General features: G+C 63.9%; 19 protein-coding genes. 8 read left to right on the top strand and 11 right to left on the bottom strand.

Going from position 1 to position 16,844, the window contains the following annotated elements; translation table 11 throughout:
• Positions 1–3: 3 nt before the first annotated feature.
• From GY791_15105 to moaE, 3 genes are read left to right on the top strand one after another with little or no spacing between them, the layout of a single operon-like run.
• Positions 4–1,260, top strand: coding sequence for a molybdopterin molybdotransferase MoeA (locus tag GY791_15105; GenBank protein ID MCP4329754.1), 1,257 nt, complete (start codon positions 4–6; stop codon positions 1,258–1,260).
• On the top strand, positions 1,257–1,508 hold the full coding sequence (gene moaD, locus GY791_15100) for a molybdopterin converting factor subunit 1 (protein ID MCP4329753.1): 252 nt from the start codon (positions 1,257–1,259) through the stop codon (positions 1,506–1,508). Before GY791_15105 ends, moaD begins: the two co-directional genes overlap by 4 nt.
• 9 nt (positions 1,509–1,517) lie before the next feature.
• Complete coding sequence (gene moaE / locus GY791_15095; protein MCP4329752.1) at positions 1,518–1,970, top strand: molybdopterin synthase catalytic subunit MoaE; 453 nt, start codon at positions 1,518–1,520, stop codon at positions 1,968–1,970.
• Positions 1,971–2,117: 147 nt separating this feature from the next.
• On the opposite strand, the gene GY791_15090 is transcribed toward moaE, so the two are convergent.
• A complete protein-coding gene (locus GY791_15090) occupies positions 2,118–2,327 on the bottom strand; it encodes a cold-shock protein (protein ID MCP4329751.1) in 210 nt (69 codons plus the stop codon).
• A gap of 346 nt (positions 2,328–2,673) precedes the next feature.
• Positions 2,674–3,585: a branched-chain amino acid aminotransferase gene (locus GY791_15085; protein MCP4329750.1), complete on the bottom strand. Its 912-nt coding sequence runs from the start codon at positions 3,583–3,585 to the stop codon at positions 2,674–2,676.
• A 123-nt stretch (positions 3,586–3,708) separates the two neighbouring features.
• Here GY791_15085 and GY791_15080 point away from each other — a divergent pair, with 123 nt between their 5' ends.
• From GY791_15080 to GY791_15070, 3 genes are read left to right on the top strand one after another with little or no spacing between them, the layout of a single operon-like run.
• Positions 3,709–4,188, top strand: a complete 480-nt coding sequence (locus GY791_15080) for a MarR family transcriptional regulator (GenBank protein ID MCP4329749.1) — start codon at positions 3,709–3,711, stop codon at positions 4,186–4,188.
• Positions 4,157–4,981: a response regulator transcription factor gene (locus tag GY791_15075; protein MCP4329748.1), complete on the top strand. Its 825-nt coding sequence runs from the start codon at positions 4,157–4,159 to the stop codon at positions 4,979–4,981. Before GY791_15080 ends, GY791_15075 begins: the two co-directional genes overlap by 32 nt.
• A gap of 26 nt (positions 4,982–5,007) precedes the next feature.
• Positions 5,008–6,324 (top strand): HAMP domain-containing protein, encoded by a 1,317-nt coding sequence (locus GY791_15070; protein ID MCP4329747.1) that lies wholly within the window; start codon positions 5,008–5,010, stop codon positions 6,322–6,324.
• 144 nt (positions 6,325–6,468) lie between these two features.
• On the opposite strand, the gene GY791_15065 is transcribed toward GY791_15070, so the two are convergent.
• From GY791_15065 to GY791_15055, 3 genes are all read right to left on the bottom strand, one after another.
• The gene (locus GY791_15065) at positions 6,469–7,581 is read right to left on the bottom strand and encodes an ABC transporter substrate-binding protein (GenBank protein MCP4329746.1); all 1,113 of its coding nucleotides are present in this window, start codon (positions 7,579–7,581) and stop codon (positions 6,469–6,471) included.
• A 46-nt stretch (positions 7,582–7,627) separates the two neighbouring features.
• Positions 7,628–9,286 carry a BCCT family transporter gene (locus tag GY791_15060; GenBank protein MCP4329745.1) on the bottom strand — a complete coding sequence of 553 codons (1,659 nt, stop codon included), beginning with the start codon at positions 9,284–9,286 and terminating at the stop codon, positions 7,628–7,630.
• 283 nt (positions 9,287–9,569) lie between these two features.
• Positions 9,570–10,220, bottom strand: coding sequence for a pyridoxamine 5'-phosphate oxidase family protein (locus tag GY791_15055; protein ID MCP4329744.1), 651 nt, complete (start codon positions 10,218–10,220; stop codon positions 9,570–9,572).
• Positions 10,221–10,359: 139 nt separating this feature from the next.
• Between GY791_15055 and GY791_15050 the strand changes: the two genes are divergently transcribed.
• Together GY791_15050 and GY791_15045 are read left to right on the top strand one after the other, a co-directional pair.
• Positions 10,360–11,802, top strand: coding sequence for a PLP-dependent aminotransferase family protein (locus GY791_15050; protein ID MCP4329743.1), 1,443 nt, complete (start codon positions 10,360–10,362; stop codon positions 11,800–11,802).
• A gap of 73 nt (positions 11,803–11,875) precedes the next feature.
• Positions 11,876–12,511, top strand: a complete 636-nt coding sequence (locus GY791_15045) for a DUF1326 domain-containing protein (protein ID MCP4329742.1) — start codon at positions 11,876–11,878, stop codon at positions 12,509–12,511.
• Between the two features lie 122 nt (positions 12,512–12,633).
• On the opposite strand, the gene GY791_15040 is transcribed toward GY791_15045, so the two are convergent.
• The 6 genes from GY791_15040 to GY791_15015 all read right to left on the bottom strand — a co-directional run bounded on the left by GY791_15040 (position 12,634) and on the right by GY791_15015 (position 16,486).
• Positions 12,634–12,972: a tRNA-binding protein gene (locus tag GY791_15040; GenBank protein ID MCP4329741.1), complete on the bottom strand. Its 339-nt coding sequence runs from the start codon at positions 12,970–12,972 to the stop codon at positions 12,634–12,636.
• Positions 12,973–13,077: 105 nt separating this feature from the next.
• The gene (locus GY791_15035) at positions 13,078–13,527 is read right to left on the bottom strand and encodes a phasin family protein (protein MCP4329740.1); all 450 of its coding nucleotides are present in this window, start codon (positions 13,525–13,527) and stop codon (positions 13,078–13,080) included.
• 144 nt (positions 13,528–13,671) lie between these two features.
• On the bottom strand, positions 13,672–14,325 hold the full coding sequence (locus tag GY791_15030; GenBank protein MCP4329739.1) for a TetR family transcriptional regulator: 654 nt from the start codon (positions 14,323–14,325) through the stop codon (positions 13,672–13,674).
• 66 nt (positions 14,326–14,391) lie between these two features.
• Complete coding sequence (locus tag GY791_15025; protein ID MCP4329738.1) at positions 14,392–14,874, bottom strand: YbaK/EbsC family protein; 483 nt, start codon at positions 14,872–14,874, stop codon at positions 14,392–14,394.
• Positions 14,871–15,650 carry a pyrroline-5-carboxylate reductase gene (locus GY791_15020; GenBank protein ID MCP4329737.1) on the bottom strand — a complete coding sequence of 260 codons (780 nt, stop codon included), beginning with the start codon at positions 15,648–15,650 and terminating at the stop codon, positions 14,871–14,873. Before GY791_15020 ends, GY791_15025 begins: the two co-directional genes overlap by 4 nt.
• A gap of 335 nt (positions 15,651–15,985) precedes the next feature.
• Positions 15,986–16,486 (bottom strand): hypothetical protein, encoded by a 501-nt coding sequence (locus GY791_15015; protein MCP4329736.1) that lies wholly within the window; start codon positions 16,484–16,486, stop codon positions 15,986–15,988.
• Positions 16,487–16,844 lie beyond the last annotated feature (358 nt).

Below are 16,844 nucleotides of genomic sequence, written 5' to 3'. Positions count from 1 at the left end.
TCAATGGCGCAACTCTCGGATGACTGCTTTGCCGGTGGCGGCGAATTGATGCCGACCGACGAGGCGCTGGCCCTACTTGAGGAGCGGTTGACCACCGTCTGCGAGGTGGAAACGGTAATGCTGCGGGAAGCGCTGGGTCGGGTTCTGGCCGAAGACATTGTCGCCGAAATCTCGGTTCCGCCGCACCGCAATTCGGCGGTCGACGGCTACGCCGTCCATTTCGACGACCTCGGCGGCGAGACCGATACCCGTCTGCCGGTGGTCGGGCGCGCGGCGGCGGGTCATCCGTTCGACGGCACCGTCGGGCGTGGCCAAGCGATCCGTATTTTTACCGGTGCGCCCGTCCCCGAGGGCCCCGACACCATCCTGATGCAGGAGGACTGCCGCGAGACCAACGGTGATGTCGAGATCGCTCCCGGCATCAAGCGCGGCGCCAATCTACGCAACGCGGGCGAAGATATTGCCGAGGGCGATACGATTCTGCATGTCGGCCAGCGCCTGCGGCCGCAGGATCTCGGCTTGGCCGCCTCGGTCGGTCGGACGGCACTCAAAGTCTACCGGCCCTTGACGGTGGCCCTGTTCTCGACCGGGGACGAGATCCGCGAACCGGGAGAGGAATTGCCGCCCGGGTACGTCTACGATTCCAATCGTCACACGCTGACCGCGCTCCTCGACAACCTCGGCTGCCGCGTCATCGACCTCGGCATACTCCCCGATGAGTTCGCAGCCATCCGCGATGCCCTCGACCTGGCGGCGCGGTCGAGTGATCTCATCATGACCTCGGGCGGCATGTCGGTCGGCGAGGAGGACCACGTCAAGGCCGCGGTCGAGGCGCTCGGCGCGCTGCATTTCTGGCGGCTGGCGATCAAGCCGGGCCGGCCCATGGCCCTCGGTCAGGTCGACCGGGTGCCGTTCGTCGGCCTGCCCGGCAATCCGGTGGCGATGATGGTGACATTCCTCCGTTTCGCGCGCCCGGCGATTCTCCGCCTGGCCGGCGCCGGCGATATTTCGCCGCACCTCTTCAAGGTCACCGCCGGGTTCGACCATCGCAAGAAGACCAAACGGCGCGAATGGGTCCGGGTGCGGCTCGAAGACGATGGTGCCGGCGGTTGGGTCGCGGCCAAATTCCCCCGCGCCGGCGCCGGCATCCTGTCGTCGATGGTCGAAGCCGATGGGCTCATTGAATTGCCTGAGGACTTGACCCAGTTAAAGGCGGGGACGATGGTGGACTATCTGCCGTTTAGCGAGTTTCGCCTATGAAGGTGCTCTATTTCGCCTGGCTCAAGACGCGCGCCGGAATCGCCGCCGAAGAGGTGGCGCCGCCCGCCGAGGTCACGACCGTCGGAACCTTGATCGACTGGTTGAAAACGCAAAGCGAAGGCCACGGCGAGGCCCTGGCCAACACCAAGATTATCCGTGTTGCCGTCAATCACGAATTCGCCGACTTCGATCACCCGGTCAAGAGCGGCGATGAGGTGGCGTTCTTCCCGCCGGTGACCGGCGGTTAGTCGCGCGTCATGATTCGCGTTCAGCAAGAGGATTTCGACGTCGGCGCCGAGATCAAGGCGCTGAGCGCCGGGCGACCCGATATCGGCGCGATCGTCTCGTTCAGCGGATTGGTTCGCGATAGCGCCGACGGCGCCGCGGTCGGCGCGATGACCCTCGAGCACTATCCGGAAATGACCGAAAAGCAATTGGCCGCCATCGAACGCGAGGCCCGCGAGCGCTGGCCGCTGTCGGCGTGCCTGATCATTCATCGCTTCGGACGTCTCGAACCCGGCGACCAGATCGTCCTCGTGGTTACCGCTTCGGCCCACCGCCGCGCCGCGTTCGAAGCCTGCGCCTTCCTGATGGATTGGCTGAAGACCAAGGCGCCGTTCTGGAAGCTCGAGGAGACGCCGGACGGTCCGAAGTGGGTCGACGCCCGCCATGAAGACGACACCGCCGCCGCCCGCTGGCGCGAAGACTGAAGCGTAAATCGGTGTCGGACCAAGCCTGCCGCGACACGCACACGCGCCACGCCGCCGCTGCGACGCGACGGCGAATTACCGGTTCAGTTTACAGGTGGGAAAGCTAAACTCGCCGCCAGGCGGCGCGCGCTTGGCCCTGCCGAAGGTTTACCCTTCGACGTTCTGTAGATTGACGGCTTTTGGGCCCCGTGCGTCCGGCTGAACGTCGAAGCTGACCTTTTGGCCCTCCGACAAATAGCCCAGCCCGGATTTCTCGACCGCCGAGATGTGAACGAAAACGTCCTTCGAGCCATCGTCGGGGGTGATGAATCCGAAGCCACGCGTGGTGTTGAAGAATTTTACAGTTCCAGTCGCCATTTCCTGCTTCTTTCTAACCCAGGGACATACGCCGGAACGACGGTTCCGGCGCTCGTAGGTGGTGCCACGGGTTCGGCAGGAAAACGCTTAGACCGAGTACGGCCAAGCCAATCCAAAGGCACGAATTGTGGCAGTCACGCGGCGAACTATGAAGTCACCGGACGTTCAAGGCAAGCGTTTTCCGAGATACAAGAATGGCTTGCGGTGTGACATTTCAGCGGCCGACCGGAGGCGTCGACAGATCGAAATCGGGATCGTTCTGTTCATGCCGATCCGTATCCAGTCAGCGACCGTCCGGCCGCCGGTCGATTTCAATCCGGACCGGTGTCGTTCGGCGTCGTGACGCCTAAGCCGCCGACGCGCTTGCCGCCGCCGTCGAATCGTCGTCGCGCAACACCTCGGTGTCGTAGTCGGCCATCAGCTGACGGGTGATTTCTCCGACCTCGAACGTATAAGGACCGATCTCGCGGATTGGCGTCACCTCGACCGCCGTGCCGGTGATGAACGCCTCGCTCGCGGTCTCCAATTCGTCCGGCATGATGGCCCGCTCGACGATCTCGTAGCCGCGCCGCCGGGCCAAATCGATCACCGTGCGCCGGGTGATACCGTTGAGGAAACAATCCGGCGTCGGCGTATGAATGACGCCGTCGACCACCATGAAGAAATTGGCCCCGGTGGCCTCGGCGATCCGGCCGCGGTAGTCGAGCATCAACGCGTCGTTGTAGCCCTCGGCCTCGGCGGCGTGCTTGGACAAGGTGCAGATCATATAAAGACCGGCGGCCTTGCTTGCCGTGGGCGCGGTTTCCGGCGCCGGCCGCCGCCACTTTCCGAAGGTCATACGGATGCCCTCGAGGCGCGCTTCGGGCGTGAAATAGGCGGGCCAGTCCCACGCCGCGATGGCCAGGTTGATCTGCGTGTGCTGGGCCGAGACCCCCATCATTTCGGCGCCCCGCCATGCGACCGGACGGACATAGCCGTTGTGGATGTTCTGCTCGGCGACGATGAGACGGCAGGCATCGTCGATCTCCTGGCGGCTATAGGGGATCTCGAAATCGAGGATCCGCGCCGAATTGAGCAGGCGTTGGCTATGCTCGGCAAGCTTGAATATGCGACCGCTGTAGACCCGCTCGCCCTCGAATACGGCGCTGGCATAGTGCAGCGCGTGCGTCAGGACGTGAACTTTGGCATCGCGCCAGGGCGTGATCTTGCCATTGAACCAAACCACGCCGTCGCGGTCGTCGAAGGGTATGAGTGACATATTCTCGATCCTGCCGTTAAGGTTATTACAACAACGCCAGCCGTAACGAAATTTTATATCGCATATGACCGTGTTTTCGTTAAATGCTTGCCATCGGTAGCAGGCCACGGCATATATGTCAACATGACTGACATAAAATCCGGATTCAATCCTCTGTTCCTGCGCGACGAGGATTTGCGGCAAGCGATGGAGCTCCTGTTCTTCGCCTACCGCGACTTCACCGCCGAGCCCGACGCGATCCTCAAGGAGTACGGATTTGGCCGCGCCCACCACCGGGTGATCCACTTCGTCGGCCGCAACCCGGCGATCAGCGTCTCGGAGCTGCTCGCCATACTGAGGATCACCAAGCAGAGCCTGTCACGGGTGCTCGGGCAGCTCATCGGCCAGGGCTACATCCTTCAGCGCCCGGGACCGACCGACCGCCGCCAGCGGCTGCTCGAATTGACCGAAAAAGGCGTCGCCTTCGAGGAACGGCTGTCGCGCGGCCAGCGTGACCTGATTGCGGGCGCCTATCGCGGTGCCGGGGCGGAGGCGGTCGACGGCTTTCGCAAGGTGCTGCTCGGCCTGATCAATGCCGACGACCGGCCCCGGTTCACGCGCTAGCGATACCGCGCCTTGGTTGCGTTCGGTTTCTCTCCGAACCTCGGCGAATTGTGTCAAACGCGAGTCCCCCCTAGCCAATAACTCCTTGTTTCCGTATGCTGATTTCGTGACCCAGGAAACGTCCCACATTCTTGTCGTCGACGACGATCGCCGGTTGCGGGAACTGCTCAGTAAATATCTGACTGAAAATGGGTTCCGCGTGTCGACCGCGGCCGATGCGGCGGCGGCGAAGGTTCAGATCGAGGCCCTGCAATTCGATCTCATTGTCGTCGACGTCATGATGCCGGGGGAAAACGGACTGGAGCTTACCCGTACCTTGCGCACCGCGGAGAACGCGGTGCCGGTCCTGTTGCTGACCGCGATGGGCGAGGCGGAGGACCGCATCGCCGGACTTGAGGCCGGTGCCGACGACTATCTCGCCAAGCCGTTCGAGCCGCGCGAGCTGTTGCTTCGTATCCGCACGATCCTGCGCCGGGCGCCGCCCCAGACCGCGATTCAGACCCAAGTCAATTTGGGCGAGCTGCGCTTCGACCTCGACCGCGACGAGTTGCGCGAGGGCAACAACGTCATCCGCCTGACCGATGCCGAGATCCGGCTGCTGCGTGTCCTGGCGGAGAACGCCGGCCGGGCGGTCTCGCGCGAGGAGTTGACCCACCGCAGCCAGATCCACGGTAACACGCGGACCATCGACGTCCATATCGCGCGGTTGCGGCGCAAGATCGAGAGCAATCCCAAGGTGCCGCGCTATCTGCGAACGCTGCGCGGCAGCGGTTACATCCTGCGTCCGGATTAGATCGCTACGGAATCGGCGCCCAAGCGATGTGGCGACACGTAAAACGCCTGCTGCCGAAAACGCTGCTTGCCCGATCGCTGCTGATCATCGTCATGCCGTTGATCGTGATCCAGGTAGTGATGGCGTTCTTCTTCTACAATGCGCACTGGTACCTGGTGAATACGCGAATCGCGGAGGCGATTGCCGGCGACATCGCGGTCATCGCTCAGCAGTTCAGCGACTTTCCCGGCGGTGAAAACCAGGCCTGGATGATGACCCAGTCGCAGGAACGCATGGGCATGCAGGTGCTCTACCGCGACGGCGAGACGATTTCCGACGAACCCGCCTTCGTCTCCAAATGGTCCGCCCCCTACTTCCTCACCGCCGCCCTCGACAAGCTGCTGCCACCGCCCTATCGGATCGACGGTCAGCGCTATCCGCGCGAGGTCTTTGTCGATGTCCAGGCGCCGGCGGGGACGATCCGAATCGTCGTCCCCGAAACCCGCTTCGCAACGTCGAACACCTACATCTTCGTGCTTTGGATGGGCGCCACATCGCTGATCCTGTTCCTTGTCGCGACCGCGTTCATGGGCACCCAAACCCGCCCCATCCGCCGCCTCGCCCGCGCCGCCGACGCCTTCGGCAAAGGCCGCGACGTGCCCGGATTCACGCCGTCCGGCGCCGCCGAGGTGCGCCAGGCCGCGGCCGCCTTCCTCACCATGCGGGAACGCATCCGGCGCCAGATGAGCCAGCGCGTGGAAATGTTGGCCGGTGTCTCGCATGATCTGCGCACGCCGCTGACCCGGCTCAAGCTGCAGCTCGCCATGCTCAGCCAGTCGCCGGAGGTCGAGGCCCTCAAGCATGACGTCGACGAGATGGAGACCATGCTCGAGGGCTATCTCGCCTTCGCCCGCGGCGAAGGCGCCGAGGCGTCCGAGGATACCGACCTCGCCGAAATTCTGCGCGAGGTCGTCAATGACGCGCGGCGCGAAGGCAGCCAGATCCGGCTGGTCACCGATTCAAGCATTGTCCTGCCGGTGCGGCCGGTGGCGATCAAGCGCAGTGTCACCAATCTGGTCACCAACGCCCAGCGCCACGCCAAGCACGTCGAGATCGAAGCCGGCCGCCACAACGGCGCGGTCGAGATCACCATCGACGACGACGGTCCGGGCATTCCGGAAGAGGAGTACGAGGGTGTGTTCAAACCCTTTTACCGGCTCGAACCGTCGCGCAATCGGGAAACCGGCGGCACCGGGCTGGGGTTGACCATCGCTCGCGACGTGATCCGAGGTCACGGCGGCGACATCCGCCTCGGCAAATCGCCGCTCGGCGGCCTGCGTGCCCAACTTACATTGCCGTTGTAGGAACTCTCAGCCGCCGCGCCGCGCCGGCGGTGCGAGCGATGGCATAGACAGACGAAGTCGGTCGGCCTTAGAAACCCGGCTTGAGATCGCCACCAACCCGTAGTGGTCGGGACGGCTTCGCGCGGCAGCGAATGGGTGCGCCGTTCAGCGCGCGGTTCCGGACAGGCCTCGGCCGCCGCCGGCCAACCAGTCTTCGAACTTTGCCGACAGATCGTCCTGGTGGGTCGCCCACCACGCGGCGTCGGTCTGCAGCGCGTTGGTCAGGTGCTCGGGGGCGGTCGGCAGCATCGCCTTGACCTTATCCCCGATCAGCGCCATCGACGATTTCCGCGCCGGCCCGTAGGAAATGTATTTGGTCTGTTCCGCGAGCTGGCGGGAGCTGGTGGCAAAGCGAATGAAGTCCATCGCCTTGCTGCGATTCACCGTTCCCTTGAGAATTCCCCACGAATCGATGTCCCAGATCTGGCCGTCCCACAACACCGAATAGTCCTTGCCTTCCTCGACGATGGGGCGATACATGCGCCCGTTCCAGACCGAGGTCATGACGACCGCGCCGGATTCGAGCAATGCGACTGGTTGCGATCCCGATTCCCACCACACGACGCTCGACTTGATCTTGTCCATGACGGCAAACGCGCGCGCTTGGCCTTCTTCCGATTCCAGCGTCTGGTAGACCTGGTCCGGCGCCACGCCGTCGGCCATCAGCGCCCACTCCATGATCACCTGCGGTTCGCGTCTGATGCCGCGGTTGCCAGGAAATTTCGTGACGTTGAAAAAATCCGCCAGCTGGGTCGGGGGATCGTTGCCGAAAATCTTGTTGTCATAGCCGATGACGTTGGACCAGATCGTTTGACCGACTCCGCATTCGGTGAACGCGCCGGGTATGAAATCCTCGGCCGCCGACACGCCGTCGATACCGGGCGGCAGGGTGTTGTGGTTTATTTTCTCGACCAGGCCATCGCGGCATGCCCGGATGAGATCGGACAGCACGAAATCCACCACATCCCAGGTCACGTTGGCGGTTTCGACCTGTTCCCGGATCCCATCGAGTCCGCCGTTGTAGGTTTCCATCGACACCCATTCGCCGATGCGTTGGCGGAACGGCTGAACGTAGGCCAGCATCTGGCTCCTGGTGTAACTGCCGCCCCAGGAGACGACGGTCAGATCCTTGCTGGGCCCGGTCTGCGCGACAGACGGATTGGGCAGCAAGAGCAGAACGGACAGGCCAAAGGCCACGGCCAAGGAATACCAACGCATCTCTTATCCCTCCAATTCGATCACGACCATTCGCCGCCCGGCGCGATCAGGCGTGCAGTTCCCCGCTGAGGCTCGTGCCGTCGGGCGCTTCCTTCTTGGTCGGCGCGGCGACCGCACTCGAATCCTCGTTCAGCGACTTGACGATGCCCCAGCTCATGAGGAGCATGATCACGCTGATCGGCAATGCCGCCGCGATGGAGGCGGTCTGCAGCGCTTTCAAGCCGCCGGCAAGTAGTAGGACGGCCGCCACGAAGCCTTCGCCGACCCCCCATATGATGCGGAACCTCTGCGGCGGATTGTCGTCACCCATGCTGAGCATGGTGGTGATGACGAGGGTGCCCGAATCCGATGAGGTGATGAACCAAGTCGCCAGCAGGAAGGTCGCCAACGCCGCCATCGCCCAATTCAACCAGGCTAGGTCGGTCACCCGTTCGATGGTGCCGTAGAGCGCCGCGGGCAGGTTCCAATCGCGGATCAATTGCGCGATACCCGCCGTTCCGACGCCGCCGTCCGCGTTCAACTCCAAGTATATCGCGTTGCCGCCGAAGATGCAGAGCCAGAAGAAGGCGAGCGTCGTCGGTACGAACATCACACCGACCATAAACTCGCGAATCGTGCGGCCGCGGCTGATCCGCGCGATGAACATGCCGACAAACGGCGCCCAGGAGATCCACCAGCCCCAATAGAAGATGGTCCAGCCGCCCTGCCACGCCGCGTCACCCGGCGAGTTGAAAGTCTGGAAACCCATCGGAATAACGTTCCACAGATAGTCGCCGACCGTGGTTATGAAGAAGCCCAACAGCCACTTGGTCGGACCGCCAAACAGGAAAAAAGCGAGCAACACGACACTCAACCAAATGTTCCATTCGGAAATGATTCGAATGCCGTTGCCGACACCGGACACGGCCGACATTGTCGCGACGATGGAGATGATGGCGATCAGTATGACTTGTGTCGTCGTGCCGGGATCGACGCCGAACAGGACATTGAGCCCGGTCGCCATCTGGCTGACACCGAGGCCGAGCGAGGTGGCGACACCGAACACCGTGCCGAAGACTGCCAGCAGATCGACCGCATGGCCGACCGGCCCGTAGATCCTGTCGCCGATGACCGGATAGAGCGCCGAGCGCAGGGTCAGCGGCAGCTTCTTGCGGAAGCCGAAATAGGCCAGACAGAGGCCAATCACCGTGTAGACGGCCCAGCCATGGAATCCCCAGTGGAAGTATGTCACCCGCATCGCATAGACCGCGCGGTCCGCGGTCATCTCGGTTACCAGCGCGTGGTCGGCGAAGGGATTGTTGGGATAGCCCCAAGGCTGCGTGTTGTCGAAATAGAACATCGGCTCGGCGATGCTGAAGAACAGCAACCCGATTCCGACGCCGGCCGAAAACAGCATGGCGAACCAGGAGAAGTTGCTGAATTCGGGTCTGCTGTCGTCGTCGCCGAGCCTGACCTTACCGTGGCGGCTGAACATCAGGTAGAAGCACACGAATAGCATGACGACCACGGCGCTGATGTAGTACCAGTTCAGCGCCGACTCGATCCAACCGCGGATCGCGGAGTAGATGGAATTGGCGAATTCGACGTTGAGGGCGGTGAAGACGACAAACGCCGCAACCATTCCCTTGGACGCAAGCCCCATGGCCGGGTGAAGACCCTTCCAAATGCCGCGCTCCGCCACATGTCCCGATTTCTTCTCTGCCATCGCCATCATCCCCTGCTCGTGCGTGCGCGGCATAGCGCACAGGCTCCCTTAGGAGATCATATGCCAACACAGGCTTCGAAGGCCAATGTCTTGTGTAGCGACCCTTTATGCACGAATAGCGACCTCTGGTCGGGATTTTCGCGGCGCGCCCGTGGAACGGCGGCGATGGCGACTGACGGCCGCGCCGACGAGGCTATTCGCGGATCGGTCAGCCCGCCTTCGTGGCCGGTGACCGGCGATTATCGGCAAACGGACCCGGCGCTGCGGACCGCTGTGGTACGCGCTATCCTGGCTTGACGGCGCCGATATATGCCGGCAACGGCACGTCCGGCAGCAGCCGTGGGTCCGGCTCGGGCGGGCCGGCGATGGCGTGAAAGGGTACTACTCCGGCCCAGACCGGCCAGTCGTAATCCTCGTCGTCGTCGACCGGCGGCCCGCTGCGGATTTTTGCCGACACCTCGTCGATGGCCATCGACAGCATGGTCGTCGCCTTGATCTCCTTGTCGAGCGGCGGCCGCAGCTCGGCCCAGCGCCCGGGCAGGATCCGCTCCATGAAGGTCTCGAGATGGGCCATCATGCGCGCGCTGTCGGTTTCCTTGTCGGCACGACCGAGCAGCATCACCGAGCGGTAGTTGACCGAATGGTGGAACGCCGAGCGAGCCAGCACCAGCCCGTCATTGTGGCTGACCGTCAGGCAGACCTCGACGCCGTCGACCGCCCGCAGCATGCGGCTGGCCGAAGAACCGTGCCAGTAGACGCGATCGCCTTCGCGCCAATACAGTGTTGGTGTGACATAGGGGGCGCCGTCGAAGACATAACCGACATGGCACAACATGCCGGCATCGAGCACGGCGTCGATGGCGTCGCGATCGTAACGTGCCCGTTCGTGGACCCGGCGCAACCGGACGCGATCGGAAGGCGGTTGCTGGCTCATGGCGGTACTCCCTTTCGCAGCGGGGTTGGATCGGCCTACTGCTAAAGCCTGATTGGCATTATCGAAATAGCCAATTTCTGATAATCTCTTAATACCAGTTTGTGAACACCGTGATTCGATGGATGCGGACCCGGCTCTCTTGACCGTCGCCATTGACCGCACCGCGGCGGAACCGGCGTATCTGCAGCTTTACCGGCAATTCCGGGATCTGATCCTGAACGGACGCCTTGCGCCCGGTGCGCGCCTGCCGTCCTCGCGCGGTCTGGCGGCCGACATCGGAGTATCGCGGACGACGACGCTCGCCGCCTACGACCATCTGCGATCGGAGGGTTATCTCGACGCCCACGCGGGGTCGGGCATGTTCGTGCCACCGGCCCTGCCGGAGGCGTTGTTGAACCGGAAGCTGCCGCATCGCAGCGGGGGACCCGCCCCGGAGACGCCGCCCGCCGAGGGGGTGCCGTCGCTTAGCGGTCGGCCGTTCGACCCCGGCGCCCCGGATGCCGATCGCTTTCCCGCGGCGGAATGGGCGCGTCTCTTGGCGCGGACATGGCGGCGTCCCGATTCGCATTTGCTCCACGATCGCGGCCAGGGCGGTCTGCCGGCGTTGCGGGCTGCGATCGCCGGCCACCTGCGTGCGATGCGCGGCATCGAATGCGGCGCCGACCAGGTCATCGTCACAGCCGGCGTCGGCGAAGCGATCGCATTGCTCGGCCGAGCGCTCGGCCTTGATTCGCGACTGGCCTGGGTCGAGGACCCGGGATACCGCGCGGTCCGCGATGCCCTCGGCAGCGCCGGGCTCGAGGCGGCCCCGATACTGGTCGACGACGACGGTTTCGACGTCGATTTGGCCCGGCGTCTCCGGCCCGGCGCCGGCCTCGCGGTGGTGACACCGTCGCGACAATTCCCGCTCGGCACAACCATGAGCCTGAGCCGCCGCCTGGCCTTGCTCGACTGGGCGCGGGGCGAGAGCGGCTGGATCGTCGAGGACGACTACGACAGCGAGTACCGCTATGCCGGACGGCCCCAGGCCGCGCTCATGAGCCTCGACGACGGTGAGCGGGTGGTCTATGTCGGCAGCTTTTCGAAGGTCATGTTCCGTGCCCTGCGGCTCGGCTACTTGGTCGCGCCGCCACGGCTCGCCGAACGCGTGCTGGCGGCCAGGCGAAGCCTCGGCGCCCAGGCCTCGACCGTGGCGCAGCCGGCGCTCGCCGCGTTCATCGCCGACGGCCGGTTCGCGTCCCATATCCGCCGCATGCGCCGCCTCTACGCCGAACGCCAACAGGCGCTGGTCGCGTCGGTCGGGCGCGAGCTCGAAGGTCGGCTCACGGCGCCGCCGCAGGACGGCGGCATGCATTTGGTCGCTTATCTGACGGACGAGCTCGCTGCACGAATGAGCGACGTCGAGGCGGCGGCACGCGCCGCCGGCGCCGGGATCATGGCGCCGGCCCTTTCCCGCCATTACGCCGAGAGCCCCCCTCGACAGGGCTTGCTGCTCGGCTTTGCCTGCGCCTCTCCCGATGCTCTCGGTGACGCCACCCGGCGCCTCGCCGGCGTTTTGGCCGCGGCCGGCCGACCGAATTGAGTCGGTGACGCCGTTGGGCTAATCTTCCAACGTCGCGAGTGGGCCTCTAACAAGAGAAAAATGGAGGAATAAGATGACGGAGTGGTATGTGAAGGGTCAGGAGCTGGCCAACTGCAATTGCGACTACGGCTGCCCGTGCCAATTCAATGCCCTGCCGACCTATGGCGATTGCCGCGCCGCGGTCGGCTACCGGATCGATGAGGGTCAATACGGCGACGTCTCGCTCAACGGCATGCGAGCCGCCATGATTGCGTCCTGGCCCAAGGCCATCCACGAGGGCGACGGCACCATCCAACATATCGTCGACGAGACCGCGAGCGAAGCCCAGCGCGAGGCCATGCTCAAGATCATGCGCGGCGAGAACACGGAACCGATGACGACAATGTGGTCGGTGTTTTCGGCCATGACCACGACCTTCCTCGACCCGATCGTGGCGCCGATCAGCTTCGACCTCGATATCGATGGCCGGACCGGCAAGCTGAGCATTCCGGGCGTGGTCGAGATTACCGCCGAGCCGATCCGTAATCCGGTCTCCGGCGCCGAGCACCGGGCCCGCATCGAGCTGCCTCATGGCTTCGAGTACCATGTTGCCGAGATGGCCAGCGGTACAACGCGAACCGGTGCCGACGCCGGGATCGAGCTCGCGCTCGACAAGTCCTACACCCAATTGGCGGACATCCACCTGTCGAATACGGGGCGCATGAATTAACCGTGGACCGGTCGGTGCGGGTCGAGGACTGCGACCCGCCGGCCACCGCGGCCGCCGCCGGCTCGGCGCATTCACGGCACGGCGATGGGCGGTCGCGGGTAAGCATTGCCCGGTCGCGATTTTCAGTAGAGACGGCCACCGTTGGGAACCGCTGGGTCGACGCTGACCATGCAGACCTCGCCGTCGGCGTCGGGAAATCCGAGGACCAAGACCTCCGACATCATCTTGCCAATTTGCCGCGGCGGGAAGTTGACCACGGCGGCGACCTGCCGGCCGACCAGGGTCTCCAGGCGGTAATGCGCGGTGATCTGAGCCGACGATTTCTTGACGCCGATCTCGGATCCGAAATCGACCTCCAGAATGAAAGCGGGTTTGCGCGCCTCGGGAAACGGCCTGGCATTGATGATGGTGCCGACCCGGATGTCGACCTTGAGAAAATCGTCGAACGTTATCTCGGGCATGCCGGCCTCCCGTTGCGGCGGCGGACGATATCCCACCAGCCGACCGGCCGCAAACAAAAGGGCCGACCCAAAGGTCGGCCCCGAATTTCTCACCTGAGCGTGAGTTTAGGCGTGGAGGTCATTGATCGCGGTCTTGACCTCATCGATGCCCTCGACAACGCGCTTGTTGACGACATCGAAGGTCTCGTGGGTCGACTTCGAGACCAGGTCGGTAAGCTCCTTGGCGTTGGCCAGGCTCTTCTCGAACGCAACCTTGGTCAGTTCGGCCTGCTTGGCGGCACGGTCGTTAACCTCGGTGATCGCCATCAGTTCCTGTGACGCCTTCTGGAAGGCGTCGACCGACTCCTGAACCAACTCGGCCTGGCGCCGGGCGACGGTCTGCAGGCCCTCGGCCGCGAGCTTATTGGCCGCGCTGACAGCTTCGAAATTCTTTTTCTGCGCTACCAGGAACACGTCAATGTCAAAGCTGGGGACCTTGAAGTCGCCCCAAACTTTGGTGAAATCGGCGGTTGCGAAGGGGAATTCGCCAAACGCGCCATTCGTGGTTTTTGCCATTTCAAATCTCCAGTATTGCAACTATGTTGCAGTGCACAATTTCTACAGCGAATATGCCCCCTGGAGGACCGATCGTCAATAAAATGTTGCAGTGCACAATATGCGACAGGTTGTCGCAGGCGTGAATTGCTGCCAGTCGGTGATCTAGGTGGCGGTGGCGGCGGTCGCCGCCTCGTCGTCACTCCGCCGGCGGCGACAACGGCCGATCGCCGCGTCGACCCGGCCCAAGTTGCGGTCGAGCACCGCCATCGTCTTCGCCATGTCCGGACTGTCGTCGCGGAACCAGGTGCGGAGGGTCAAAAGCCACAGCACCGAAAGCCCCTTGACCCGAAGCCGGCCCCGCAAACCGGCGCTCGACAGGCCGGCCGCTTCCAGCATCCAGGCCATCGAACGCCGGACGCCGCAGCCGGCGCAGGCCAGCGACACCGGATCGGTGCAACAATCGCGCAAGACATTGGCCAGCGCCGGTTTGTAGGCATCGAGCGCGTCGAGACGCCTCATGAGCACGTCGAACAACCGGTCGCGGGCCGATTCCGACGCCAGATCGCCGGAATCCGAGGCCAGCACGATTTCATCGATATGATGCGAGAGGCCGGCCAGAATCGCCGCCTTCGACGGAAACACCACATATATCTCGGCCAGAGACATCCCCGCTTCATCGGCGATATCGGCCAGGGTGACCCGGCTCCAGCCCTGGGTTTCGGCCAGGACCATGGCCGCCCCAATAGCGCGCTCCCGTGGACCGGGGCCCGCCTTGCGGGCGGTCGATTTCTTCTTCGGCGCCTTCTTCTGTGCCATAGCGGTCCCTCCCGAGCCAATCGGGCACCATTATAGCCGATTTTTGCCTTCGGCGCAGGAGCCGCGCTAGGTGATGTCGATGATTGCGCCGCCGGTCATGGCGACGAGGTCGTCGGGGGTCAGCTTGAACACCGCCGAGGGCGTGCCGGCGGCGGCCCAGATCTCGTCGAAGGCCATAAGGTCGCGGTCGATGAAGACGACGACCGGCCCGCCATGCCCGATCGGCGCGACACCGCCGATGGCAAATCCGGTCCGTTCGCGAACAAAATCGGCGTCGGCGCGCCCGAGTTTCTCGCCGAGCGCTTCGGCGACCCGTTTCTCGTTGACGCGGTTGGCGCCGCTGGTGATGACGAGGACCGGGCGGTCCGATGACTTGGCGCGAAAGATCAGCGATTTGGCGATTTGGGCGACCGAGCAGCCGCAGGCCGACGCGGCCTCGGCCGCGGTTCGGGTCGTCGCCGGCATGACCACCACCCGGTTGGCGAAACCCTTCTCCGCGAGCGCGTCCTGGACCCGCTGCGCGCTCGACGGAAGTTTCCCGTCGCTCATTCGGCGAGTTCGCGCGAACGCCGGGTGGCGGCGGCGACGGTGCGGGTGATCAACGGCTGCAACGCGTCTTCGGCCAGCAGCACATCGAGCGCCGCCGCCGTGGTGCCCATGGGGCTGGTCACGTTCTGACGCAGCACCGCCGGGTGTTCGCCGGTGACGTGGACCAATTCGCCGGCACCCGTCACCGTGGCCCGTGCCAATTTCATGGCGAGATCCTCGGGCAGGCCCGCTTCGATCCCGGCGACGGCCAGGCATTCGATCAACGCGAAGACATAGGCCGGACCGCTACCGGAGACGCCGGTCACCGCATCGAGAAGCCCTTCGTCCTCGACCCAGTCGACCTCGCCCACCGCCGACATCAATTGTTCGCACAGCTGCCTTTGGGCTTCGCTCACATTCGGATTGGCGCAGCCGACGGTGATGCCGCGGCCGACGGCTGCCGGCGTATTGGGCATGATGCGCACGATCGCCGCCCCGTCGCCGAGATGGGCGGCGAGACCGGCCAGCGTCTGTCCCGCGGCGATCGACAGAAACACCGTCTCCGGCACCGCATAACGGCGGTAGTCAGGGGCAACCCACGCCATCACCTGCGGCTTGACGGCGAGGACGATGACATCGGGCCGAAAATCCGCGGGCAGCGATTGCGGCTCGGCGACGGCGACGAAATCCCTGTGGGGCAGAGCCACGGTGCCGGCGGCGAATGCGGGTTCGACAATGCCCACGCGCTTGGGCGACAGACCCTCGGCGAGCCATCCGGCAAGCATGGCGCCGCCCATCTTGCCGCACCCGACCAGAAGCAGCGACGTGTCCTTCACGCTCGGACCTCCCTAGATGCTTTAGAGCCCTTTCTGTGAACTCGGAGCCATTCTGACGGAGCGGTTTTGGCCGTCGGGCAGGAGCGAAGAGCGACGACATGCCGAAACATATCGAGCGACGAGCGACGCCCCCGGCGGCCAAAACCGCCCGTCCCGTTGGGTTTCCATCCGGCGGCCGACCACGGCGTCAGCACGCTTGCCCGATGCCTCGGCATCGCGCTGCGCGCGCTTCCTGGTGGACCGGCGCGCCAGATGCGAAACAGAATTGACTCGGAGTTCATAGAAAGGGCTCTAGCTCAGGCCTCGCCGACGGTGTCCAACATTGCCGCCGCGATCGCCTCCATGGAACCCTTGCCGCCCCAGATCACGAACTGGAATGCGGGGTAGAAGCGCTCGCATTCGGTGAGAGCGATATCGACAAGGTCCTCGAGCTGTTCGACGCTGGCGCCGTTCGAACCGCGGTAAAGCGCCGTGTGACGAAAGATCGGCAGGCGCTCCTGGGTCGACAGGTCAAAATGCCCCAGCCACATGCGCCCGTTGATAAGGCACAGCAGTTCGAACACGGCGGGCATCCTATTTTTCGGCACCTTCATATCGAGCACGCACGAAAAATGCATGGCGCCGAATTCACTGTGCCACGAGAAATGGAGATTGTAGCCGCACCACTGCCCGGGGAAGTCGACAACCATTTCGTCTTCGCTCGTGCGGTCGAAGGTCCACTCGTTCGCACTGACGATTTCCTCGATGATGTCCAGCGGGTTGGCGGCTACGGTGTAGGTGGAGCTTGCCAACGACATGGAGTATCCCCCTCTTGGCACCGATTCGGCTCGACCCCCATCGTCTCCGAATCAGCATGTAGTAGATTCACACGAATGACCTACTACAAAATGTAGCCTGCCAAAATGGCGACTCCGCCGCAAGGCCTAAATCACAACATATAGTAGGAAGTATGACCAGTTACCCACAAGTGGGGATAAGTCTGTGGAAAATTGAAAACGGCAGAAAACAGCCGTTCTCGCTTCCCTTCCGGGCTGCGAAATAGGTCCAATTCTTGGACAGAACGCGAATGGAGGAGGCCGACGCGCCGCCGCCCCAAATCCCCCGCCGACCGGCCCGGTCTGTTGCTATAAGATGCCGGGACCGGAACGAAGCCGA

Source organism: Alphaproteobacteria bacterium (assembly GCA_024244705.1).
GTDB lineage: Bacteria > Pseudomonadota > Alphaproteobacteria > JAAEOK01 > JAAEOK01 > JAAEOK01.
The sequence above is the reverse complement of the archived record's forward strand: the minus strand, read 5'-3'. Positions and strand labels throughout refer to the sequence as shown.